The 24556-nt window shown below is 46.9% G+C and carries 21 protein-coding genes; 13 read left to right on the plus strand and 8 right to left on the minus strand.

The window, feature by feature from the left end; translation table 11 throughout:
• The first annotated feature begins 51 nt into the window (after nucleotides 1-51).
• The 5 genes from BBI11_RS06340 to ccpA all read left to right on the plus strand — a co-directional run bounded on the left by BBI11_RS06340 (nucleotide 52) and on the right by ccpA (nucleotide 4198).
• Nucleotides 52-546, plus strand: a complete 495-nt coding sequence (locus BBI11_RS06340; protein WP_068461587.1) for a DUF948 domain-containing protein — start codon at nucleotides 52-54, stop codon at nucleotides 544-546.
• 36 nt (nucleotides 547-582) lie between these two features.
• On the plus strand, nucleotides 583-1338 hold the full coding sequence (locus tag BBI11_RS06345) for a YtxH domain-containing protein (RefSeq protein ID WP_068461590.1): 756 nt from the start codon (nucleotides 583-585) through the stop codon (nucleotides 1336-1338).
• A 17-nt stretch (nucleotides 1339-1355) separates the two neighbouring features.
• A complete protein-coding gene (ytxJ, locus tag BBI11_RS06350; protein ID WP_068461591.1) occupies nucleotides 1356-1685 on the plus strand; it encodes a bacillithiol system redox-active protein YtxJ in 330 nt (109 codons plus the stop codon).
• Nucleotides 1686-1922: 237 nt separating this feature from the next.
• The gene (locus BBI11_RS06355) at nucleotides 1923-3008 is read left to right on the plus strand and encodes a bifunctional 3-deoxy-7-phosphoheptulonate synthase/chorismate mutase (RefSeq protein ID WP_068461594.1); all 1086 of its coding nucleotides are present in this window, start codon (nucleotides 1923-1925) and stop codon (nucleotides 3006-3008) included.
• A gap of 191 nt (nucleotides 3009-3199) precedes the next feature.
• Nucleotides 3200-4198: a catabolite control protein A gene (gene ccpA, locus BBI11_RS06360; RefSeq protein ID WP_068461596.1), complete on the plus strand. Its 999-nt coding sequence runs from the start codon at nucleotides 3200-3202 to the stop codon at nucleotides 4196-4198.
• Nucleotides 4199-4301: 103 nt separating this feature from the next.
• Here the strand turns inward: ccpA and BBI11_RS06365 are convergent, their stop codons facing one another.
• Genes BBI11_RS06365 through BBI11_RS06375 form a run of 3 tightly spaced genes read right to left on the minus strand, consistent with a single transcriptional unit; the run spans nucleotide 4302 to nucleotide 6743 of the window.
• Nucleotides 4302-5477, minus strand: a complete 1176-nt coding sequence (locus tag BBI11_RS06365; RefSeq protein WP_418312512.1) for an acetoin utilization protein AcuC — start codon at nucleotides 5475-5477, stop codon at nucleotides 4302-4304.
• Complete coding sequence (locus BBI11_RS06370; RefSeq protein ID WP_068461598.1) at nucleotides 5453-6091, minus strand: acetoin utilization AcuB family protein; 639 nt, start codon at nucleotides 6089-6091, stop codon at nucleotides 5453-5455. The genes BBI11_RS06365 and BBI11_RS06370 overlap by 25 nt, the downstream gene beginning before the upstream one ends.
• A gap of 19 nt (nucleotides 6092-6110) precedes the next feature.
• Nucleotides 6111-6743 (minus strand): GNAT family N-acetyltransferase, encoded by a 633-nt coding sequence (locus tag BBI11_RS06375; protein ID WP_068461600.1) that lies wholly within the window; start codon nucleotides 6741-6743, stop codon nucleotides 6111-6113.
• Nucleotides 6744-6909: 166 nt separating this feature from the next.
• On the opposite strand from BBI11_RS06375, the gene acsA reads away from it, so the two are divergent.
• A complete protein-coding gene (gene acsA, locus BBI11_RS06380) occupies nucleotides 6910-8631 on the plus strand; it encodes an acetate--CoA ligase (protein ID WP_068465638.1) in 1722 nt (573 codons plus the stop codon).
• Between the two features lie 35 nt (nucleotides 8632-8666).
• Here acsA and BBI11_RS06385 read toward each other — a convergent pair whose 3' ends face one another.
• Complete coding sequence (locus tag BBI11_RS06385) at nucleotides 8667-11693, minus strand: transglycosylase domain-containing protein (RefSeq protein ID WP_068461602.1); 3027 nt, start codon at nucleotides 11691-11693, stop codon at nucleotides 8667-8669.
• A gap of 366 nt (nucleotides 11694-12059) precedes the next feature.
• Between BBI11_RS06385 and tyrS the strand changes: the two genes are divergently transcribed.
• A complete protein-coding gene (tyrS, locus tag BBI11_RS06390) occupies nucleotides 12060-13325 on the plus strand; it encodes a tyrosine--tRNA ligase (protein WP_068461604.1) in 1266 nt (421 codons plus the stop codon).
• 130 nt (nucleotides 13326-13455) lie between these two features.
• Entirely contained in the window at nucleotides 13456-14004 is a 549-nt protein-coding gene (locus tag BBI11_RS06395) for a general stress protein (RefSeq protein ID WP_068461606.1), read from the plus strand.
• A 55-nt stretch (nucleotides 14005-14059) separates the two neighbouring features.
• On the opposite strand, the gene BBI11_RS06400 is transcribed toward BBI11_RS06395, so the two are convergent.
• Together BBI11_RS06400 and rpsD are read right to left on the minus strand one after the other, a co-directional pair.
• Nucleotides 14060-14872 carry a helical backbone metal receptor gene (locus BBI11_RS06400; RefSeq protein ID WP_068461608.1) on the minus strand — a complete coding sequence of 271 codons (813 nt, stop codon included), beginning with the start codon at nucleotides 14870-14872 and terminating at the stop codon, nucleotides 14060-14062.
• A 156-nt stretch (nucleotides 14873-15028) separates the two neighbouring features.
• Complete coding sequence (gene rpsD / locus BBI11_RS06405) at nucleotides 15029-15631, minus strand: 30S ribosomal protein S4 (RefSeq protein WP_068461610.1); 603 nt, start codon at nucleotides 15629-15631, stop codon at nucleotides 15029-15031.
• Between the two features lie 329 nt (nucleotides 15632-15960).
• Here rpsD and megL point away from each other — a divergent pair, with 329 nt between their 5' ends.
• The gene (gene megL, locus BBI11_RS06410) at nucleotides 15961-17166 is read left to right on the plus strand and encodes a methionine gamma-lyase (RefSeq protein ID WP_418312514.1); all 1206 of its coding nucleotides are present in this window, start codon (nucleotides 15961-15963) and stop codon (nucleotides 17164-17166) included.
• Between the two features lie 36 nt (nucleotides 17167-17202).
• Here the strand turns inward: megL and BBI11_RS06415 are convergent, their stop codons facing one another.
• Nucleotides 17203-17682, minus strand: a complete 480-nt coding sequence (locus BBI11_RS06415) for a GAF domain-containing protein (protein ID WP_068461614.1) — start codon at nucleotides 17680-17682, stop codon at nucleotides 17203-17205.
• A gap of 29 nt (nucleotides 17683-17711) precedes the next feature.
• On the minus strand, nucleotides 17712-18512 hold the full coding sequence (gene hisJ, locus BBI11_RS06420) for a histidinol-phosphatase HisJ (RefSeq protein ID WP_068461617.1): 801 nt from the start codon (nucleotides 18510-18512) through the stop codon (nucleotides 17712-17714).
• 150 nt (nucleotides 18513-18662) lie between these two features.
• On the opposite strand from hisJ, the gene ezrA reads away from it, so the two are divergent.
• The 4 genes from ezrA (at nucleotide 18663) to mbcS (ending at nucleotide 24524) form a co-directional block, all read left to right on the plus strand.
• On the plus strand, nucleotides 18663-20357 hold the full coding sequence (gene ezrA, locus BBI11_RS06425; protein ID WP_068461619.1) for a septation ring formation regulator EzrA: 1695 nt from the start codon (nucleotides 18663-18665) through the stop codon (nucleotides 20355-20357).
• A gap of 57 nt (nucleotides 20358-20414) precedes the next feature.
• Complete coding sequence (locus BBI11_RS06430; protein ID WP_068461620.1) at nucleotides 20415-21527, plus strand: cysteine desulfurase family protein; 1113 nt, start codon at nucleotides 20415-20417, stop codon at nucleotides 21525-21527.
• Nucleotides 21524-22726, plus strand: coding sequence for a tRNA uracil 4-sulfurtransferase ThiI (thiI, locus tag BBI11_RS06435; protein WP_068461622.1), 1203 nt, complete (start codon nucleotides 21524-21526; stop codon nucleotides 22724-22726). The genes BBI11_RS06430 and thiI overlap by 4 nt, the downstream gene beginning before the upstream one ends.
• A 223-nt stretch (nucleotides 22727-22949) precedes the next feature.
• Nucleotides 22950-24524, plus strand: coding sequence for an acyl-CoA synthetase MbcS (gene mbcS / locus BBI11_RS06440; RefSeq protein WP_068461624.1), 1575 nt, complete (start codon nucleotides 22950-22952; stop codon nucleotides 24522-24524).
• Nucleotides 24525-24556: the final 32 nt, after the last annotated feature.

Consider the following 24556-nt stretch of genomic DNA (forward strand, 5'->3'; position numbering starts at 1 on the left):
CAGGGTAGAAACAGGTATACGAAATTTAACAAAACCGAAGGAGGAAACAGAATGGATTGGTCAATTTTGCTTTACATTGCCGCGATTGTAGCCGCTGTTGGATTTTTAGTTCTATGTATAGCGCTGGCAATGACTTTGAACTCACTCAAGAATACATTAAAAGAGGTTTCTGGAACTGTTTCAGGGCTGGAGAACCAATTGCAGGGAGTTACGTTGGAGACAACAAACCTTTTGCATAAGACGAATGAATTGGCAGAAGACATTTCTGTTAAATCAGAGAAACTGAATGGTGTCGTCGATGCAGTCAAAGGTGTCGGAAACTCAGTGACGGACTTGAACTCTACGGTCCGCAGCATCACTTCACGCGTTGGCGTGCAAGTCGAAGAGAACGAAGACAAAATTGCCCAAGTAGTTCAGTGGAGCAATGTTGCCATGGGCATTGCAGACAAATGGAAAGAACGCAAAGCCTATCAAACACGCAGCACTGAACAATACGCGCCGGTTCCTGGACAGAAGAAATTGCCAGGCAGCAGCGATCAATATTAAAACAATGAAATCATAAACATAATGGAGGAATGGACAATGGGAAAAAACAAAAACACGTATTCAAAACCTGACTATAACGAATCCCAATATAATGGCGAGTATTACACGCAAGGTGGCAAATATAGCGACCAAGGCGGACAGTACGAACAAAGCCAGTATGTGCCTCAATCATACGGTTCATCAAGCCGTTATGACGACCTATATGATTACGAAGAGTCAACTGGTGGATCTGGCTTCCTAACGGGCATGATCGTAGGCGGCTTAGTAGGTGCGGCAGCAGCATTGTTTTTCGCTCCTAAAGCCGGTAGAGAACTGCAAGCAGATCTGAAGACACAAGCTAATACCATTAAAGAAAAAGCGCAACAGTCGAGAGAATCAGGCGATTCAAACGACGGCCAAGGCTTCACGCAACAATTGAAAGAACAATCGACGAAAGTAGTCGACAAAGTAAAAAATCTTAAAGCTAGCAATTCCCCGATGGATGACGGCACGGCTTCGTCTGAGGGCGAAGAAAGTGTAGAATTGCTCGAAACTGTACAAAACAAAGTCGATAGCGGTGACAAAGCCGGTAACGATGCGTTTACATCTACAGCCAATGCATTGAAAGAAGCGGTTGAAGAAGTGAAAGAAGAAAACAAATCGAGCCATAACGATTCGAAGACATCTGCAGCGACGAATGCCGCCGCAAACTCTCAAGGTTCGGCCGATTCGACTTCTTCATCAAACGCTAAAAGCTCTTCAGCGGCTAAGGGATCTTCAAATTCACAAGGCAATCAAAACAAAAAGAATTAATTTTGGGAGCGGTTAAAATGGAAAATTTTGTACATGTGAGAAACTTGGATGAGCTTAAGCAAGCGGTAGGCAACGAGCAGCATTATTGGTTGCTCAAGCACAGCAGCACTTGCCCAATCTCAGCAGGCGCTTGGAAAGAATACGCTGAGTATGCATCATTGCACCCCCAGCAAGTATTTCTTTACCTAGTCGTCCAGGAAGACAAGGAACTTTCGACGGCTATGCAGGAAATTACGGGAATTCGCCATGAATCTCCTCAACTTTTCCATTTTGCCAGCGAACAAGTTGATTGGCATGCGAGCCACAATAAAATTAAAAACGAAGCGATGAAGGAATTCATTGCTTAATTAGAAAGTGCGGATGGAGTGATTCCATCCGCTTTTTCTATGCAAAAAATTATTTTGTGAAAAAGCTATATGTCCCGCCACGTGTACATTCCGGCCTTCATTTTATGAGTGAAAACGCTTTAGCGCGTTGAATCGCTAAACATATTTCGTGACTTTGCTGAATAGTTTGCTTATAATGGTCATATCGTGTTAATATGACAGCTATTATAGCGTCACTCTTGAAAGGGGAAGTTGAGAATGAGTCAGACAGAATTAGAACAGCTTAGAGAACAAGTGGATGCAGTGAACCTGCAAATTCTATCTCTTATCAATGAGAGAGCTTCCGTGATCCAAGAGATCGGAAAGATTAAGGAAAAACAAGGTGCAACGAAATACGATCCATTGCGCGAGCGCCACATGTTGAATCTATTAAAAGAAAATAACAAAGGCCCACTCGATCAAAAGACCGTTGATCATATTTTCAAGGAAATTTTCAAATCTGCACTTGATATGCAGGAAGAAGATAGCCGCAAAGCACTTCTCGTTTCACGCAAGAAAAAGGCAGAAGACACGATCGTTTCTGTTAATGGCGAAAAAATCGGCGAAGGCGCACCATCGTTCATCTTTGGTCCGTGTGCAGTAGAGTCCCAAGAGCAAGTCGACCAAGTAGCACAGGCCATTAGCGATAAAGGCTTGAAATTGATCCGCGGCGGCGCATACAAGCCACGTACATCGCCATATGACTTCCAAGGGCTAGGCTTAGAAGGATTGAAGATGCTCAAAAAAGCAGCAGATCAATACAAGCTCGGAGTTGTTTCTGAAATTGTCACACCTCATCATTTGGAAGAAGCGCTTGATTACGTAGACGTTGTTCAAGTTGGCGCACGTAATATGCAGAACTTCGAACTATTAAAAGCGGTTGGACAGATCAACAAACCGGTGCTCTTGAAGCGCGGCATGTCTGCCACTGTTGATGAGTTCATTAAAGCAGCTGAATATATTATCGCGAACGGAAACGACCAGATTATCCTTTGCGAGCGTGGCATCCGCACATATGAAAAAGCGACACGCAACACGCTTGATATTTCTGCCGTGCCAATCTTGAAACAAGAAACGCATTTGCCGGTATTCGTAGATGTTACGCATTCTACAGGACGCCGCGATCTTTTATTGCCTGCTGCTAAAGCAGCAATCGCGATCGGAGCTGACGGCGTGATGGCGGAGGTCCACCCGGATCCTGCAGTCGCACTGTCTGATGCTCAGCAGCAAATGAGTTTGCCGCAATTCGATGAATACTACGATTCATTGATGAAATTCATGAAGCAGTATGAATTGAAAATATAAGAAAAAGCCGGACGCGTTCCGGCTTTTTTTATTGTTCATAAGCAGTAAGCGATAAGGGCATGAAAACGTCCGAAAGATGGACAGTTTCATGAACTTTCCCTGTAAGCGCTGCAACAATACATAATAAGAGTTGATATTCATAAAGCGGTTATCGTATCATTGAATGAAAGAATGGAACAGGAGGGCGCAAAATGACCGTTACGATTTATGATGTGGCACGTGAGGCAAACGTTTCCATGGCTACCGTATCCCGTGTAGTGAATGGCAACCAAAATGTAAAACCGGCCACAAGAAAAAAAGTACTGAAAGTGATTGAAGAACTCGGCTATCGTCCGAATGCCGTAGCTCGCGGATTGGCGAGCAAAAAAACCACAACGGTCGGCGTCATTTTACCAGATATCTCAAACAGTTCGTATTCTGAACTGGCACGGGGCATCGAAGATATTGCGACGATGTATCGCTACAATATCATCTTGTCCAACTCCGATCAAAATCCAAACAAAGAATTGCAATTACTTGAAACAATGCTTGGCAAGCAAGTGGATGGCATCGTATTCATGAGCGATGTGATTTCTGATGAATTGCGCAAGGAAATGGAGCGATCGCCTACACCGATCGTTTTAGCAGGGTCGCTTGATGATACGGCAACGATTGCTTCTGTAAACATTGATTATTATGCGGCGGCATATGAAGCGGTGCAAAAATTCATCGACAGCGGCCATAAGAAAATCGCTTATATTTCGGGACCCTTGTCCTCTGAAATTAATCGTGAACACAAGTTGAAAGCCTATCAGGATGCTTTGAAAGAAGCGGGCCTTGGCTATGATGAGCGGTTGGTCGTCGAATGCAATAACACATACGAGGAAGGCTTAGCGGCTGTGCGTACATTGGAAACGGTTGAACCGACGGCGTATTTTGTCAGCAATGACGAAATGTCGATCGGTGTTATCCATGCAGTGGAAGCACTCGGCAAAAAGATTCCTGAAGATGTGGAAGTCATCACTTACGAAAACTCGAAACTTGCCCGTATGGCGCGTCCAATGTTAACTGCTGTGGCTCTGCCGCTATACGATATCGGTGCTGTCGCGATGCGCTTGTTAACAAAGTATATGAATGACGAAGAAATTGAAGAAAATCAAGTCGTGCTGCCTTATCGTTTGGAAGAACGGCAGTCAACAAAAAACGAGTAATCGGCTAATACTATAAAAAACGCCCTTGCATTAGGATTGAATTCAATCCCGTTGCAAGGGCGTTTTTTTAGCTGAGGAATATTCCGAACTAATAAGGTGCAATTTATTGATTGCGGATCATGTAAAGAGCTTTATCGAGCATTTGCTGATTTTTTTCCGTGATTTCTGTCTTCCTTGGAATGGGCTTATACATGTTTTCGGGATCTGACCAGGTCTCGATTAAAGGGACAGGAGATTCTGCTTGCCAACGCTTGAGCCATGCTTCAGGCAGTTTCCCGTGCGGCAAAGGCTGACTGTTCATTTCCATCCATAGCATTGACCAGGCGCGCGGTACGACCCGCCAGATGTCATACCCGCCGCCACCGACCGCTATCCATTTGCCATCGCAGAATTCATGCGCCAGTTCATGGGCGATTTTGGGGATTTCGCGGTAGATTTCCATTGTGCTGCTCAAGTGAGTCAAGGGATCTAGATAATGTGCATCTGCGCCGTTCTGGCTTAAAATGACATCGGGCTTGAAATGCTCGATGATTTCGCGCATAGCGGTCCGGTAAATGTCCAGAAACGATTCGTCCTCCGTGAACGCGTCGATCGGGAAGTTGAATGAAGTGCCATAGCCTTGGCCGCTTCCGCGCTCATTGATATTGCCAGTGCCAGGGAACAGGTAGCGGCCAGTTTCATGAATAGATACCGTACAGACGTCGGGGTCGTCGTAAAAACACCATTGCACTCCGTCTCCGTGATGTGCGTCCGTGTCGATGTACAAAACGCGTGCGCCGTATTTCTGTTTCAAATAATGGATGGCGACTGAGCTATCATTATAGATGCAAAAACCCGATGCCTTCCCGCGAAAGCCATGATGAAGACCGCCACCAAGGTTTAATGCATGTTCGGCTTTGCCCTCCATTACTTGGTCAACCGCAGTCAAAGTGCCGCCGACCAAGCGGGCACTCGCTTCGTGCATATTTTCGAAAATCGGCGTATCTTCTGTCCCGATGCCATAACCTTCGCCGGCTTCCGGTGTGACTTCGCCGCGGCTCGCTTTTTTGACGATGTCGATATAGCGCTGGTCGTGCGCGAGCAATAATTCTTCATCTGTTGCAGTCCGTGCAGGCACAATCAAATCCTCTGGAAGGGCTTTCATTTCCCTCAGCAAGTCAATCGTTAAAATGAGCCGTTTTTGGTTGAACGGATGCGTTTCAGAAAATTTATACCCCAATTGATCTTCTGAATAGATGAAGACTGCGTGTTTTTTCATTCCTGTAAGAGATTCGGCCATAGGACATCGAAACCTTCTTTTCGCAAATCTTCAATAATGGAAATGGGGTTCATCGTTTTGATACGGAAAGCCAATATCTTATTTGCATTGTCTTCCCGGTCCGGATAGACGAGGACGCTTAATACATTAACTTTATGCTCATAAAACACTTTGCTCACTTCGTATAGAGCACCAGAGCGGTTGGGCACTTTAATTTCGATTTGAGACCCGGGTTGATGCGCACCAGTCAACTCGATATACGTATATAACAAGTCGGTCTCTGTTAGAAAGCCCACAAGTTCATTTTGGCTGACGACCGGCAAGCAGCCGATTTTTTGCTCATAGAACAATAAAGCAACCTCCTCTACGAAGTCTAACGGGTGAGCGATCATCGGATCCTTTGTCATAATTTCGGATACTTTCTTTTTATACGGTTCGCCTTTTGGGGAGACCGTAAACATGGAAGGCATCGCGTCTTTTAAATCACGATCGGTGACGATGCCGACAACTTTTCCATCGTCAACGATGGGGGCGTGGCGAATTCGTTTTTCTTCAAACAAATCCAGCACGTCTTGGACGGTCTGGTCTGAACGCAGCGTGAATACGTCTTTCTTCATGATTTCTTCTATCAGCATACAAACACCCCTTTAGTAATCAGTACATATAGCGGTTCATGAAACGCAGCTGGTCGAACTGTTGGATCGAGTCTGTATCGACACGCGAACCGATGCGTGCCATTAGCGTATTGGCTGGATGTGAGCTAATTTCTGGATCGTCGGTAGCGAAATATTCAAGTCCACCCGCTTGCATCATTTTTTCCATGATTTTACGGTACTCCCAAACATTCAGTCCAGTACCTTTTAAATCCCAATGCCAATAATATTCTGTCGTGATGACGATAAAATCGTTGAAAGCATCGTCCATCATCGACACTTGCAACAGCGCTTTGCCGACTCCGGCGCCCCGATACTTCGGGATGACTTCGATTGCCCCGAGCTCAATCAAATTTTCCATTTTCCCTTCAGACCAACGCTCGAGCGGATCGGGGTAGAGGTATGTGACATACCCAACAATCATATTCTGGTCACGCGCAATCAAGATGCGCCCTTCTGGCAAATCAGCAATATCTGTAATGGCTTTGTGCTGCTGTTCTGGAGGCCGGAAAGCCGTCAAGTCTTCATGGAAATCGAGCTCTTTTAACTCTCTAGAAGGGACTGGCCCTTCGATGATGATACGTCCGTGTTTCGTTTTTAATTCCATCGCATTATACGTCTTCTTATGTTCCATCATTTCACCGCCTGTGGTTGCAATTAGCTTTATTATACATGAAGGGGGAAAGGAAAAGAAAGTTGCTTGGATAAATACACCGTATTTTCTAAAGAATTAAAATTATTAGCATTTCCCTTCCAGCTTGATGTAGAATATAGAGAAACAATAGGAAAGGATGATTTATGTGAGAGTGGAAGCGTTACCAGCAAAACCAGGAAAGCATCATTTACATAATTACGAAGAGCAGTCAGCGAATTTTGACTGGTCCGAAGTTGAAAAAGAGTTCAGCTGGTCGAAAACCGGGAAAATCAATATGGCCCACGAGGCGATTGATCGCCATGCTGAATCGGACCGTAAAAACAAAGTTGCTCTCTATTATAAAGATCAATACCGCAATGAAACCTATACATTTTATGAAATGAAACGCATGACGAACCGTGCAGCAAATCTATTGAAATCACATTCCGACTTGGAAAAAGGGGACCGTATCTTTATCTTTATGCCCCGTTCTCCTGAATTATACTTCCTTATGTTCGGCGCGTTGAAGATGGGTTTGATTGTCGGACCTTTATTCGAAGCATTTATGGAAGGGGCCATTTACGATCGTCTTGAAGATAGTAATGCCAAAGCGATTATTACGACACCGGAATTGCTTCCGCGCATTCCGAAAGATCGCCTTCCTAATTTGAAAACGATCTTCCTCGTCGGGGAAGAAGGGGCAGAAGAAACGGATGGCCATGTCGACGTCTTGAAGCATCTGGATTCCTGCTCGGATCAATTCGATGTAGAGTGGCTGGAAAAAGAAGATGGCTTAGTGCTTCATTATACTTCCGGCTCTACCGGCAAACCTAAGGGTGTCTTGCATGCGCAATATGCCATGGTGCAACAGTATCAAACCGGTAAATGGGTACTGGATTTTCAAGAGCAGGATATCTACTGGTGCACAGCTGACCCCGGATGGGTAACCGGCACAGCATATGGCGTGTTCTCTCCATGGCTCAATGGTGTCACAACCGTTATTCTAGGCGGACGCTTTTCTCCTGATGCTTGGTACCAAGCTATTGAAGATTACGGCGTTACGGTCTGGTATAGCGCACCTACAGCATTCCGTATGCTGATGGGAGCAGGAGACGCTTTAGTGAAAGAATACAATCTTTCAACTTTGCGCCACGTCTTGTCTGTTGGGGAACCGCTAAATCCAGAAGTCGTCAAATGGGGCGCGCAAGTTTTCGATAAACGCATCCACGATACGTGGTGGATGACGGAAACAGGCGGACAAGTCATTTGCAATTACCCGTCGATGGCAATCAAGCCAGGTTCAATGGGCAAACCGATCCCTGGGATTCAAGCAGCGATCGTTGACGATCAAGGCACGGAATTGCCAGCCAACCAAATGGGCAATCTGGCGATCAAAAAAGGATGGCCGTCCATGATGCGGCAAATCTGGAACAATCCGCAGAAATACGACTCCTATTTCTTGAATGATGAGTGGTATGTGTCCGGCGACTCGGCCTATATGGATGAAGACGGGTATTTCTGGTTCCAGGGCAGAGTCGATGATGTCATCATGACTTCTGGCGAACGGGTCGGCCCGTTTGAAGTAGAAAGCAAACTGCTGGAGCATCCAGCGGTAGCCGAGGCAGGTGTCATCGGAAAACCAGATCCAGTACGCGGAGAAATCATCAAAGCCTTCGTTGCGCTCGTAGAAGGCTATGAACCGTCCGATGAATTGATTGAAGAAATCCGTCAGTTCGTTAAAAAAGAACTGGCTGCACACGCAGCACCGCGTGAAATCGAATTTAAAGACAAGCTTCCGAAAACACGAAGCGGCAAAATCATGCGCCGCGTCTTGAAAGCGTGGGAATTGGATCTGCCAACTGGTGATTTGTCCACAATGGAAGACTAGTAAAAGCCCCTCTGCTAAATGCAGAGGGGCTTTTGTTATGCTGCGTCTTCTTCACTTTCAGGAGCTTCAGTGTCTGGTTCTGAAGGTTCTTCTGGTTGCTCTGGTTGCTCTGGTTCTTCGGGTTCTTCTTCTTCCTCTTCTTCTTCAGGTTCTTCTTCAGGTTCCTCCGGTTCCTCTGGTTCTTCTGGAGCAGGAGTTTCTTCGGCCGGCTTTTCTTCCGGTTCCGGTTCTTCTTCTGGTTCTGGTCTTTCAGTTTCTTGAGGTGGAGCTTGTTCTTTTTCCGGTTCCGGCTCAGGAGCTGGTTCCGGTTTTGGCGCTTCGATCGTTACGCCGTTGGAAGCAGCCGATTGACGGCCTGTAATGTCCACTGCGACAACTGTATACGTTCCAGGGCCAGGCGCACTATAGGAGTTGCTGCTCGATTCTGACACAGAAGAAACTCTACTGCCGTTTCGGAATACACGGTAACCGACGACATCATTGGAAGCGGAGTCGCTCCACGTGATGGTGCGCCCGTTGATCGACGTTCCAACCGGGGCAGGGGCTGCACTGTCTGCATCAAATGTGGCACTTGAAACGACGTTGCTGAATCGTGAACTGCCCGGGAATAATTTCCCTGCATCTCCACCAAATGGAGCGAGCATGCGGTCAACATATTCCTCAGACACGCCGAGGCCACCACCAGATATAAATTCACTTGGTGTACTTGATAAGGCAGCATAGCGCTTGCCATTGATGGTCGTATACGATCCACTGCTCAAGCTGTCATCGCCAGCTTTTGGCGTCATGATATCCGCGATGAACAAATCGGAACGGACCAAGCCGGCTTTTTTACAAGCATCGTTTGGCGCAAATCCGGAGATGCCGCAGAATGAGCGGGAGACGACGCCTTCAGGTTCTTTAAATGTATCACCAGAACCAATTGCATCTGGTGCCACATCATAAGTTGTGTTCATTAAGTTTGCCCACAATTGATTGACGCGGACGGATGGCTGTAAGTTTTGGTTTCGGAAGTTATCCAAAGAGTATTTTTCTTTGTCGTAGCCAAGCCAAACACCCATTGTGATGTTCGGGTTATAGCCGACGAGCCAAACGTCTCGTGTTTCTTGGGTCGTTCCTGTTTTGCCTGCGAAGTCTGCGTTGAATTTCAACATGCCGTTCGCACGGCTGGCCGTTCCGCGGTCCGTTTTGAAAACATCACGCAGCATATCGGTCAATACATACGATGCTTGTGGCGTGAAAACGTCTTTTGCTTCGGCTTCGTGTTCATAGATGACATTGCCATCTGCATCTTCAATTTTATCGATCATGGTCGTTTCCATATGCTTGCCGCCATTGGCGAGTGCGGCATAAGCGTTCGCAACTTCTTCAACAGAACCTTCGATACCGCCGCCGAGTGCTGAAGAAACGACGCCATCGTTTTCCTCTACGCGCGAGAAGCCATTGTCGATCAAATATTGAATCGGCATATCGTCACGCATTTGCGCAAACAAACGCAATGCGGGAAGGTTTTGCGATTGCGCAAGGGCGTCACGCGCCGGCATGATGCCTTGCTCGCTTGTCGGGATGAAGTTTGTCGGTTCATAACTGTCGCCGTTGTCATTCATCGTGAACTTCACATCGACCACTGGGCTGCCAGCGCCGATCAAGCCATTTTCTAAGGCCGGGCCATAAACAAGTAAAGGCTTAACCGTCGATCCGATCGATCGGTAGGCTTGTGTTGCGTGGTTCAGTTTTTCAATTTCGTGATCACGCCCGCCGACAAAGCTCAAGATGCGGCCGGTGTCGTTTTCCAAGGTGACACTGCCGACTTGTACAGGCAATTGGCGGGTTTTGGTTTCGCCGTTTTCATCAATATAGTCCTCGGACAAGGTCGTGCCGTATCCTTGGTACGCTTTTTGTGCTTTATCTTGTGCGATGTACAGGTCTTTATTGATACTCGAATGGATACGGTAGCCATTCGACCGCACTGCACGGTTAGCTAAAATCGCATATTCTTCGTATAAGTTTTGGTCTTGGTCAAGTGTTTCAGGGTCGACGCCGTTTTGTTCCGCCAACACATCCATAATGATACGAGTTGCACGTTTTTCCAACTCAGTCGTCACGAAAGGATGGTCTTCGTATGAACGGGTTTCGCCCGTTCTAAAGTCTGCGACGATGTCGTAATCCAGCGCTTCTTGGTATTCAGCTTCTGTGATATAGCCTGTTTCAAGCATGCGGTAGAGCACCGTTTTCATACGGTTGAGACCAGGTTCCAAAGCCTCCCCTTTTTTAGGGACCCCACCTGCCGCATAAGGCGTATAGCTAAATGGCGCTTTCGGGATGCCGGCGATGAATGCCGCTTGCGGCAAGTTCAAGTCGCTCGCTGGCACATTGAATATGCCTTTTGCCGCAGTCTCGATCCCGGCAATGTTCATGCCAGCTGAATTTCGGCCATATGGAATGATGTTCAAATAGGCTTCCATGATTTCTTCTTTGGTCATGAACTTTTCGAGGCGCATCGCCAAGAGAATTTCTTTTGCTTTACGTTCGTAGGAGACTTCGTTTGTCAGAATTTGGTTTTTAATCAATTGCTGAGTTAACGTGGATCCTCCTGATTGGCTGTCAGAATTAGAGACATCCTGGAACAATCCGCGCATGATCGCTTTCGGGACAATGCCTTCATGTTCGAAGAAATATTCGTCTTCGGTAGCTAGTACCGCGTCGATAGCAACATCAGACACATCTTCTAATGTCGTTTCTTCACGGTCAAGGTCGGTCTGCAATTTGCCAAGGTAGGTATTGTCGGCAAAATACAATTGAGAAGTTTCCTCGTAGCTGTAAATGTCTGACAGCATTTCTTCCTCGGTCCGCAGCTTTTCTTCGTCCACGAGGGAAGCGAAATAGCCAGCTCCTGCCGATGCAGCGAATACGCCACCTGCCACCAAAATAATCGCTAGAATGATTGCCAAATTCCAAATGACTCCCGTGGTGATTTTGAATCGTTTAAACCATTTGTGGGACGTCCATTTATCGGTTGTTTCTTCTGCTTTCAATAACCATCTTCTGAGTTTATCTTGCACATTATCCCCCTCCTAAAAATCTTTTCTATTATAGCATAATCCGATAATTGAAACGAAAGATATTGACAATCTTTAGGATTCAAGTACACTACAATATAGAATCTTTATAATCAAGCGAAGAAAGGTCCGCAGTAGGGCATGCAGTTTTGAAATCAGAGAGCCGGTGGGAGGTGCGAACCGGCCAAAACGCATGCCACGAATTACAGGCCTGGAGTTTGCGGAAGTGCCCCGTCTGGCACATTCGAGTGGGAGGCTCCGTCCTCCAAGCTGGGTGGTACCGCGCATATGCGTCCCTGCATGAATTTCATGCAGGGACTTTTTTGTGCCCCGGCAATAAGGTGAAACAGCAAAAAGGAGGAAATTTATATGACAAATGCATTAATCGAAGACTTGAACTGGCGCGGGCTTCTGTACCAACAGACGGATGAAGAAGGAATGGCAAGTGTACTGGACCAGGAAAAAATCTCATTATATTGCGGCGTTGACCCGACAGCTGACAGCATGCACATTGGACACATTGTCCCGCTGTTAACATTGCGCCGCTTCCAGCTGCACGGACACCGGCCGATCCTGTTAGTGGGCGGGGCCACTGGTATGATTGGAGATCCATCCGGTCGCAACGAAGAACGTCAATTGCAGACGACAGAACAGATCGATCGCAATGTCGATTCCATCAAAAAGCAAATGGAACAGATCTTTGATTTCCAGACCGAGAACGGGGCGAAAATGGTTAACAACCGCGACTGGATCGACGGCATGAGCGTCATCGAATTTCTGCGCGATTTCGGTAAATTGATTTCTGTCAATTACATGCTGGCAAAAGATTCGGTGGCATCGCGTCTTGAAGGCGGGATTTCATTTACGGAGTTCTCCTACACCTTAATCCAAGCCATTGACTTTAACCATTTGTACAATGAATACAATTGCCGCGTACAGATTGGCGGATCGGACCAGTGGGGCAATATCACATCCGGTCTAGAAGTAATTCGCAAAACACACGAAGAAGAAGCGAAAGCGTTCGGCATCACAATCCCGCTTGTGACAAAAGCGGACGGCACGAAATTTGGCAAAACGGCTGGCGGTGCTGTTTGGCTCGATGCGAAAAAAACTTCTCCTTATGAGTTTTACCAGTTCTGGATTAATACAGCGGATGCGGACGTTGTTAAATACTTGAAGATTTTCACTTTCCTTGAAAAGGAACAAATTGAAGCACTTGCTGAAAGTGTAGAGACGGAAGCGCATCTTAGAAAAGCGCAAACGGTTTTAGCGGAAGAAATGACCAAGCTCATTCACGGCGAAGAAGCACTTCTTGACGCACAGCGTATTACGAAAGCTTTGTTCAGCGGTGATCTGAAAAGCTTGAGCGCGGATGAAATGAAAGCGGCTTTTAAAGACGTTCCTTCTGTCGAAATGGCGAAACAAGCGAAGCCGATCGTCGATTTGATTGTCGACAGCAAAGTATCCCCTTCAAAACGACAAGCGCGCGAAGATATCACGAACGGTGCCATTTCCATCAATGGTGAAAAAATTCGAGACCTTGAATACGTAGTCGATGAAAAAGACCGCTTGGACGATGAGTTTGCCATTGTCCGCCGCGGCAAGAAAAAATATCATATGATTCATTTTGTTTAAACACAAAAGCCGCTTGCTGATGCAGGCGGCTTTTCAAGTGCAAGCACAGGTTTAACACCCCTTTGACAGGGAAAGACAATCTTAGATACATAAACCAGTATGCGAACTCATACAAGGGAGGACGAAGGACATGTCACGAGTAGTCGGGTCATACGGAACGGAAATGGAAGCAGTGGAAGTTATCGAGGATCTTCAGCGGCAAGGCTACCGAGATGAAGACATTTCGGTTCTTAGTAAAGATAAAAAAGACGTGGAGCGTGTAACCGAAGAAACCGGAACCCAGGCTAGTGAAGGCGCGGCAGCTGGCGCGGCTACTGGTGGAGCGCTTGGCGGCCTTGGAGGTGTGTTAGCAGGCCTTGGGGCGCTGGCGATCCCTGGGATTGGACCAATTGTCGCAGCGGGTCCAATTGCAGCTGGCCTGACTGGCGCAGTAGCTGGCGCGGGCGTTGGCGGAATTGCGGGGGCTTTAATCGGCCTAGGCGTGCCGGAAGATGAAGCGAAAAGTTACGAAGAGCAATTCAAAGAAGGACGCATTCTTGTGTTAGTGGAGGAAGATAAAACAAAGCAATCCGAGCCAAGCGACGTGAACCGCTTGAAAGAAGACGAAGATCCATTGATTGGAACACAAGGCTCAACGAATATTCGTGGAGATGCTGAGCCGGAACGCAACCGGCATTAAAAGAAAAAATCCAGCGGCGCTTTCATTGCGCCGCTGGATTTTTTGCGTGTCGATCCTATACATTGGATTGCTTTTCCTTGATAAAAGAAGGAAGCGGAAAATCTTCGAACGCTTGTGGGTGAACAAGTTTGCCGAGCTTAATAGCGCCTTCGATTAATCTAGGGGACGGCCGGCAAAATAAAGCCTCTTCCATGACGTGGATATGGTCGATCGCTTTCATCGATTGCCAGTCAGGCCGTTTTAATACCAATTCTGGTTTGACCTTCGAAGTCATGATGCCGACCCAAGCAAGTAAAATAAAGTCTGGCTCTCGTTGCCTAACTGCATCCCAATCGGTTTGGATGTTCGCGGTCTCTTCATCTTCGAAACAATTGCGGGCGCCGACTAACCGGCTAATTTCGCTGAGCCAGTTGACACCTCCGGGAGTGAATACCGGTTTAGGCCACCATTCCCAGTACAGGGAAGGGGAGGAGCTTGTGCTGTCGCCGCGTTTTGTCAATTCGGTAATCGCCGCATCATATTCTTCGAGGACTGCTGAGCTGTCAAAGTTTATGGCATCAGCCACTGTCTTTAAATCGCTTCGGATGTCAGTGAGCGATTGTGGATCGAGTATAAGGTGGGGAATCTTGCGCTTTTCAAGCTCTTCAATGTTTTTCTCCATGCCGGGCACGCTGAGTGACGCCAAGACAAGATCCGGTGAAAGAGCTTCTACTTCGTCCATACGAATGGATAAATCCGGTCCGAGGCGTGGCAGCCCTTCAATGCTTTTCGGCCAGTCAGAATAATCATCGATACCGACCAGCAAATGATCGGCATTTAAAAAAGCGAGCAACTCGGTATTGCTTGGGCAAATGGATACGATTCGCATTAAAACGCCTCCTTTATGGAACCAGTTTAGCATAGTCCGGGCAAGGAATCGACGAAACCAAGAGAGGAGGCAAATTTCGCGAGACCTATAAAAGGCTGACAAATGACGGCATAGAAAAAACCCTCCAAGTAAACCTGGAGGGTTTTGGTCAATCGATTAACGTGAGTAGAACTCAACGATCAATTGTTCGTTGATTTCAGCAGACAATTCGCTGCGCTCTGGGAGACGGACGAATGTGCCTTCTTTTTTGTCAGCGTCGATTGAAACGTATTCTGGAACGAAGCTGTTCACTTCGATCGCTTCGTTAACAACATCAAGGTTGTTGGACTTTTCGCGGAAAGCGATTGTTTGTCCTGGTTTCACGCTATAAGACGGGATGTCTACGCGTTTGCCATCAACAAGGATGTGTCCGTGGTTTACCAATTGACGAGCTTGGCGGCGAGTGCGCGCAAGGCCGAGGCGGTAAACAACGTTGTCAAGGCGTGTTTCAAGCAAGATCATGAAGTTCTCACCATGTTTGCCATCCATTTTACCAGCTTTGATGAACATTGTTTTGAACTGACGTTCGTTCACTCCGTACATAAAGCGTAGTTTTTGTTTTTCTTGCAATTGCAAGCCGTATTCAGAAACTTTACGGCGTTGGTTAGCACCGTGTTGACCTGGTGCGTAAGGGCGTTTTTCGAGTTCTTTACCTGTGCCGCTCAAAGAAATTCCAAGGCGACGTGACAGTTTCCATGCTGGACCTGTATAACGAGACATAATGAGTCTCCTCCTCTAATTTGGTTTTTAGAGTAAAATAAAAACCAGATGCATTCATGCTGCAAGCCATTTTGTTTTCATGTACCTTCGCTCAGCAGCCTAGAGTTACGCGATACACCTCCGCAGAGGAACAAAATGGACAAACCCGCACATACAACTGCTGCGATTATTTTACACAAAGGCTAGTATACCCGATAGCGGATGCATCAGTCAATGGATACACGGCAATATACTAAGAAATGAAGCTTTCTTTTTCGCCTATCTCGGAGTAAAATGGAGATAGTTGTAAATGTAAGCGCTTTCTATAATTGGTGAGGGGTGTATGAATGATGAAACAAAAACACAAGTTTGAGACAGCGATAATTCACAAGGGCTATGACAGCAAAGTGCATCACGACAGCTTGGCGACTCCACTTTATCAGACGTCTACTTTTTCGTTCGCAAATGCGCAACAAGGAGAAGCCCGTTTTGCAGGGGAGCAGGACGGAAACATCTACTCGCGCCTCGGCAATCCGACAGTGCGTGTATTAGAAGAGCGGATGGCGGAGATCGAAGGTGGGTCTGGTGCACTGGCATTCGGATCAGGGATGGCTGCAGTCAGTACGATTCTGGTACATTTGACGAAAGCGGGCGACCATGTGCTGTGCTCGCGTGGCATCTATGGTTGCACATTCGGCTTACTGTCAATTATGGAAGAAAAGTATGGCATCACACATTCACTCATTGCGATGACCGACGAACAACAAATCGAGCAGGCGCTCCGTCCTGAGACGAAAGTGATCTATGTGGAGACACCCATCAATCCGACAATGGAGCTCGTTAATTTACGGGCGGTTGAAGCCGTGGCCAAGAAACATGGCTTGCGGGTGGTGGTGGACAATACGTTCAGTTCGCCGTATCTACAAAATCCGATTGAGTATGGTGCTGATTTTGTACTCCATAGTGCCACCAAGTATTTGAACGGCCATGGCGATATTGTCGGTGGGATATTGGTCGGAGCAGATGCGGATGAAATGCAGTTAATCCGTATGACTGTCCAAAAGGATTTCGGTGGCATTATGTCGCCGTTTGATGCGTGGCTGTTGATTCGCGGCTTGAAAACATTGCATGTGCGCATGGACCGCCATATCGATAACGCAGAAAAAATTGTCGAGTTTCTCCAAGGCGAACAAGCAGTGACCCGTATTTTGTATCCATTTGATGCAGGACACCCTCAAATGGCGCTGGCTAAAGAACAGATGCGCCGTGGTGGCGGGCTGATTTCATTCGAACTTGAAGGCGGCAAAAAGCAAGCACAGGAATTTTTGAATGCATTATCCCTAATCAAAATTGCTGTCAGCCTTGGCGATGCGGAAACATTGATTCAGCATCCGGCAACGATGACACATGCCGTCGTGCCACCAGAAGAACGGGAAAAGATGGGCATCAGCGATTCGCTCGTGCGCTTGTCGGTCGGGCTTGAAAATGTTGAAGATTTATTAGTGGACCTTGAGCAGGCGTTTGCGCAAATCAAATCTAATTTGCAGGAAATCTAAAAAAGATCCCGGCAGTCTGCCGGGATCTTTTGGTGTTTAGATATGCTTCAATAACGTGTTTGCAAACTTTTCAAGCCCGCTGCGGTCTTCTTCGGTAAATCGCGCAAGCTCCGGGCTGTCGATATCGAGTACGCCAATGGCTTCGCCGTCTTTGACAAGTGGAATGACGATCTCTGAACGAGAAGCGGCATCGCAGGCAATATGGCCAGGGAAGGCATGAACATCATCGATAAGCATGGTTTCATTTTTGTCGATGGCTGTACCGCATACGCCTTTGCCGACTGGAATTCGGACGCAAGCCGGCATTCCTTGGAATGGGCCGAGGACGAGCTCGCCCTCTTCCATTAAATAAAAGCCGACCCAGTTGATGCGGTCGAGGAATTGGCCAAGGAGGGCAGAAGCGTTCGACAAATTAGCGATGCGGTTCGGTTCACCCGCAAGCAAAGCGTCAAGTTGTTTATTGAGCAGATTGTATTGCTCTTCGCGTGTGCCGCTGTAAGAAGTTGTAGCAAACATGGAATCATCTCATTTCTAATAGTTTCTATTTAATAGTGTTCAGTATAAAAGTGTTCTGCGTATTTGTGCAAGCCTTCTGTACTATGGGCATCCGAACCGAAAACAAGCGGAACGCCAAGTTCGCGTGCATAGGCGATATAAGGCTCAGGCGGGTAGAATTCCTGGCAGCCGGGTTTGGATAGCCCTGCGGAATTGACGTCGAGCTCATAGCCCTGTTTTTTGATCAGCTGTAAAATATTTCGGATGCGTGCATCATCATCGATTTGCTCCCCGTGGACATGCTGGAATTTATGGCACAGCGTTGGGTGGCCGATGCGCTTTGGTTTGTAAGGGCCGAGGTCAGCTAGAATAGAGGCTTCGACTGTATCGTAATACAAATCGTAGACTGCCTGGACAGAACCCATGTCATTTGCGAGTTGCATAAACACCTCTGCACTGAAATCGCAACAGATAAAACGGTCCTGATAACGCAAGAAGTGGACCGAAAGAATGGCGTCTTCCAGATAAGGGCCGACTTGTTCCAATAGATGGGACGTTTGTTTTTCAAAGCCTTGGATAAAATCCACTTCCAGCCCGCTGCGAATGCGCATATTGGGGTAGTTTGGCTTTACTTCGTTGAGCGCGTTGAAATAGGCTGACATTTCATTATTATTCATGCCGCTGTCTTGTGCAGGGGTTGTATCCATAAAACCTGCAGGTAACGGGGCGTGTTCCGTGAAACTAATGTCGGTAAATCCGGATTTTTCTGCCTTGTCCACATAAGCGTGAAGCGGGTCGCTTGTACCATGAGGGCAAAACGGGGTGTGAATGTGGCCATCTCGTTTATTCATAAAGTTCACCATCTTTTCAATTTGATAAAATTATTCCCTGTTTTCTTCTAATTTGGCAAACAAAAGAGTAGAATACATGTTAAAATAAAAGAATCATTAAACATACTTATGTAACCGGTAATGTATTTGGAACAGGGGGCTAAATGACTTATGATGGAGTATATCATCATTGCGGTCATCATTCTATTGGCGCTGCTTATCATCGGCATGATGTTTCGAAAAAAACACAATGCGGAAATCGAGCGTCTGGAACAACTGAAACTGCAACTAAAAAAGAAACCAATTATGGAAGAACTTACTAAAGTGAAACAATTGAACTTGAATGGCCAGACAGAAGAAATGTTTGAACGCTGGCGCAATAAATGGGACGAAATCATGGATGTCGACATCCCCAAAATAGACGCAACACTCTATGATGCAGAAGAATCGATCAAGCGCTTTAACTTTCCGAAAGCTTCCAAGCTTGAAAAACAAGCGGAAGTGAAAATAGATGACGCTGACCAGCAAATCGCGGTCATTTTCGCGGAACTGGACGAACTGATCGGCAGCGAAGAAAAAAACCGCAGCGAAATGGATTTAATCCAAGACAAATATGTCCGTGCCCGCAAAAACCTATTGGCACATAAAGCTTCCTACGGGGCGGCTGCAGAACCTCTCGAAAAGCGTTTAGAATCATTTGTTCAGCGTTTTGAAGAGTACGATCAGCTGACGGACGAAGGCAATTATCTCAGAGCGCGTGAAATGGTCATCAATTTATCTGCAGACAGCACGCAAGCATTCATGCTTGTGGACGATATCCCGATGATGTTAACGGAAATTGATGATAAGATTCCACAGGACTTAGCACAGTTGCGCTCAGGTAAACAAGAGATGGAAGAGCAGTCTTACTACCTAAACCATCTCGGCTTGACCGAAAAAATTGAAGAAATCGAACAAGAACTAGTTGTATTGAAAAAACAATTGGATTCCTTGGAAGTTTCCGATAGCAAAAACCAAGTCGACCAAATTAAAGACCGAATCGATGCGATGTACGAGCTATTGGAAAAAGAAGTGGCAGCTAAGCATTATATCGACCAGCATCTCATGGATACGGAGCGCCACCTTCAAGTAGTAGCCCGCGACACACAAGAACTGGAAGAAGAAAGCCGTTATGTTCAACATAGCTATAAAATCACCGACCAGGAAGCGGCAATTCCGAAGACTTGCCTAGAAAAAGTAGAACAATTGGCAAAGCGCTTCGAATTACTGTCGACGCGCTTAGAGGAAGACCAATCTGCTTATTCGAGCCTTCAGGACGAATTGATGCACATTCGTGAAGATTTATCCATCGTCGATTCGACGCAGATGGACTTCACTGATGCGCTGAAAAACCTAAGAGTCGAGGAAAACAAAGCCCGCATACATGTGGAAGAATTGAGGCGCCGCCTTCAAGAAACTGACCGCATGTTGCATAAAGCGAATATCCCGGGAATTCCGGAAGATATGGATGTCCGTCTCGAAGAAGCGGAAGAGCATTTGTTTGTCGCGATGCGTGCGCTTCGAGAAGTGCCCCTTAATATGAAGCTAGTCGATAATTACATGGAACAGGCAGAAACAAGCATTACCGATGTAGAGATCAAAGCAAAAGAAATGGTTGAAAATGTCTTGCTTGTAGAACGTATCATTCAATACGGAAACCGTTACCGGAAGACGAATCCCCAGCTTCACGCCCATCTATTGGAAGCCGAAGAGTCATTCCGCCAAATGCGCTATACGAAGGCTTTGGAAGAAGCGGCGACAGCCGTGGAAAATTTTGAACCTGGCTCGATGAAACGCATTGAAGTTCTCGTAAAAGATCAAGACTAAGATAATAACGAAACCACCAGCAGATGAGCTGGTGGTTTTCTTTTCGGAGGGATAGCAATGATATATTTGGATAATAGTGCAACGACCGAACCGGACCCGCAGGTGCTAGAAACTTTTGTAAAGGCAAGCAACCGTTATTTTGCGAATCCGGCATCGCTGCACCGCTTAGGAAATGAAGCGGAAGATCTACTTGAATCCGCACGCAGCCAGATTAAAGGCTTACTTGGCTATGAGCAAATCGTTTTTACATCAGGCGGGACTGAAGCGAATAACTTGGCGATCCGCGGGGTGGCTTACGCCAATCAGGAAAAAGGACGCCACATCATCTCCTGCAAAACCGAACATCCATCGGTTTTGGAACCGTTGAAGCAACTGGCACAAGAAGGCTTTGACATCACTTTGCTTTCTGTGAATCGGTCGGGAGCAATTGATCTAGAAGAGCTGCGGGAGGCACTTCGCGACGAAACAATTCTCGTAAGCCTCATGCAAGTCAATAACGAAGTCGGCACGATTCATCCACTGGCTGAAATTCGCAGCATCGTGAAACATCACCGGGCGTTGTTTCACGTCGATGCTGTGCAAGGTGCCGGCAAATTGCCGCTCGGTAAAGAGGAGCAGCCAGATTTACTGACAATCTCTGCCCATAAATTGCACGGCTTGAAAAATAGCGGTCTATTGGCTATAAACAAAGCGGCAATCGAACCCATCCTCTTTGGAGGCGGACAAGAAAATGGGCTTCGCAGCGGCACCGTGTCGGTTCCGAACGCCGCTGCGATGGCAAAAGCATTGCGCCTTGCCAGACCAATAGCGGATCATCTAGAATGGAATGCGGAATTGCGCTCTTTTTTTGCCGGATACCAAGATATTTATATTGTCAGCCCGGATGGCGCGGCACCGCATATTTTGGCTTTGGCCATAAAGAATGTACGAGGTGAGACCTTGGTCGGCGCTTTGGGGCAAGAAGGCGTCATCGTCTCGACTTCGAGTGCCTGTTCTTCTAAGAATAAACAAGCAAGCCATGTGATCGAAGCGATCGGGTTGCCGCGCGAATATCGCGACGGCACAATTCGCATCAGCTTCGGTGCCAATACGACACAAGAAGACATTACCGAACTGAAAAAACGTTTCCATAAAGCGCATCAATTGATCAAAGGAGTCGAATCATCATGAAAACCAATCAAATTCTCATCCGCTATGGTGAGCTGTCAACAAAGGGACGCAACCGGCAAGCCTTTATTTCGCGGCTCCGAAACAACATTCAAACATTATTCGCCGGCATCCCGACATTGCGCATTAAAGCTGAGCGTGACCGCATGTTCTTATTCTGTGATGATGAACAAGGCATGGAGGACATCTTAAAACGGCTGCCTTATGTGTTTGGCATCCAGTCATTCAGCCCAGTCACGCAGACTAGCCTGGAACTGGACGAGATGAAGCGTACCGCGTTATCGATTGTCAGCAAAATGGACACTCAAGACAAAAGCTTTAAAGTGTCTGTTAAACGGCCCTTTAAAGAATTTCCTTATGAAAAGCCAGAAATCATGCGGACCATCGGCGGCTATGTGCTCGGCAATACGCCGGAATTGACCGTCGCGATGAAAAAGCCCGACATCGATTTGCATGTCGAAATCCGTCAAGATGCCGCCTATATGATGGCCGAAACAATTAAAGGCGCAGCAGGTTTGCCGATTGGCGCGGGAGGCAGAGGATTATTGATGCTGTCTGGCGGTATCGACAGCCCAGTTGCGGGATATCATATGTTAAAACGGGGCGTTAGACTTGAGTTGATTCATTTCTTCAGTCCGCCCTTCACAACCGAGCGCGCAAAAGAAAAAGTGCTCGACTTGGCGGAGAAATTGAGCGGCTTTGGCTCGCCTGTCACCTTGCACATCATTCCATTCACTGAAATCCAGCAGGAAGTCCATAAGCAAGTTCCGGATAATATGACGATGACGTCGACGCGCCGGATGATGATGCGCATAGCGGATGCTGTGCGAGCGAAGACCGATGCGAAAGCTATTATCACCGGTGAAAGCCTCGGCCAAGTGGCGAGCCAGACATTAGAAAGTCTGCAGGCAATCAATGCCGTGACCAATACGCCGATTTTGCGCCCATTGATCGCGCAAGATAAACTCGAAATCATCGAAACGGCACAAGCGATCGGTACTTACGATATTTCCATCCGGCCATATGAGGATTGTTGCACGATTTTCACGCCGGCCAATCCGAAAACGAAACCGAAAACAGACAAAGTGGAGCATTACGAAAGCTTTGTATCATTCGATGATATGATCGACCAAGCGGTAGCAGAGCGTGAGATTATTGAATTTCCGAGAAAGAAAGAACAGCGATTTGAAGATTTGCTATAAGTTTAAATTGACTAGCCCGGTCAGGAACTCAAACCAAGTTTCTGGCGGGGCTTTTGTGATGAAGTTATTCGCTATTGCATGAGAACAATAATGTGTAATTTGCTGTTCAATGAAGCTGACAGAATTCAATAAAATTCTCTTTTATAATTATTTTGAATAATTAAATAGTTGTTGTATAATGATACAAGAATAATAATAGTTCATGGGCAAAGGGGAGATTGGGATGAAACGCGAGCAATTATTAGCACCTGAAAACTATAACTTGGTAGAAGAGTTCGAACGATTTGCCGGCGGAGATGGACGCAAGGCAATTATTTGGGAAAATGACAAAGGGGAAAAGAAAGACCTTACATACGATGAATTGATCAAACAAGCGAATCAGGCAGCGAATAGCTTCGAAGCGGCAGGACTTCAAAAAGGGGATGTTGTGCTAGTCATGGTGCCACGGCTCATCGAAGCCTATATTGTTTATGTCGGGGCATTGAAAGCAGGGCTGGTGGTGATTCCAAGTTCTGAGATGTTGCGAGCGAAAGATATTTCTTACCGTTTGAATCATAGCGAAGCAAAAGCGGTCATCGCTTATGAGCCGTTTTTAAGTCAATTTGAAGGCGTGGATGAAATGGATGCATTGACGAATTTTGTCATCGGCCAAGGACCGGATTCGTGGCTTTCGTTGACGGATGAAATGGCAGCGGCTTCCGATCATTACGAAGCGGCGCAAACCAAAAACGACGATATGGCATTTCTGTCGTACACGTCTGGGACAACTGGCAATCCGAAAGGCGTTGTCCACAGCCATGGCTGGGCATATGCGCATCTACGAACTTCTGCAGAGCATTGGCTCGGTGCGGAACAAGGCGATTTGGTTTGGGCAACAGCAAGTCCAGGTTGGCAAAAATGGATTTGGAGCCCGTTTCTTGCAACGCTCGGAAGCGGCGCGACGGCGTTTGTCTACAATGGCAAGTTTGATCCGGCCGTTTACCTGGAATTGCTTGAACAGCGTAAGATTAATGTATTGTGCTGCACGCCGACCGAATACCGGTTGATGGCAAAACAGAAAGATTTAGCGAAATACGATCTAAGTTCGCTTCATAGTGCGGTATCAGCAGGTGAGCCTTTAAATGCGGAAGTGATCGATGTCTTCAAAAGGCATTTTGAGTTAGATGTTCGCGACGGCTATGGGCAGACCGAAAATACATTGCTTGTCGGTACCATGAAAGGGATGGAGGGCCGCACGGGCTCAATGGGCAAACCGACACCAGGCAACCGGGTGGACATTATCAATGATAACGGAGAGCCTTGTAAAGTAGGAGAAGTCGGCGACATCGCCGTACACATCGAGACGCCAGCACTCTTTAAGGAATATTTCAAAGATGCGGAGCGTACTCAAATGCAATTCCGTGGCGATTACTATGTCACAGGCGATAAGGCATCAAAAGACGACGACGGGTTCTTCTGGTTTGAAGGACGAGGCGACGATATCATCATTTCCTCTGGCTATACGATCGGGCCATTCGAAGTGGAAGATGCGCTCGTCAAACATCCAGCCGTGCAGGAATGCGCCGTCGTTGGTTCACCGGATGAAATCCGCGGAACGATCGTCAAAGCTTTTGTGGTTTTAACTGAAGGCTACGAAATCGGCGACGAGCTGATTAAAGAACTGCAGCAACACGTCAAGGAATTGACAGCGCCATATAAATATCCACGAGCTATCGAGTTTCGCTCGGAGTTACCGAAAACCGCATCAGGAAAGATCCGCCGTGTTGAACTTCGACAAGCGGAAATCGCAAAAAAATAATATTTTCTTCAAAAGCCCCCGCTCATACCGGG

It is taken from the genome of Planococcus maritimus (assembly GCF_001687625.2).
GTDB classification, from domain to species: domain Bacteria; phylum Bacillota; class Bacilli; order Bacillales_A; family Planococcaceae; genus Planococcus; species Planococcus maritimus.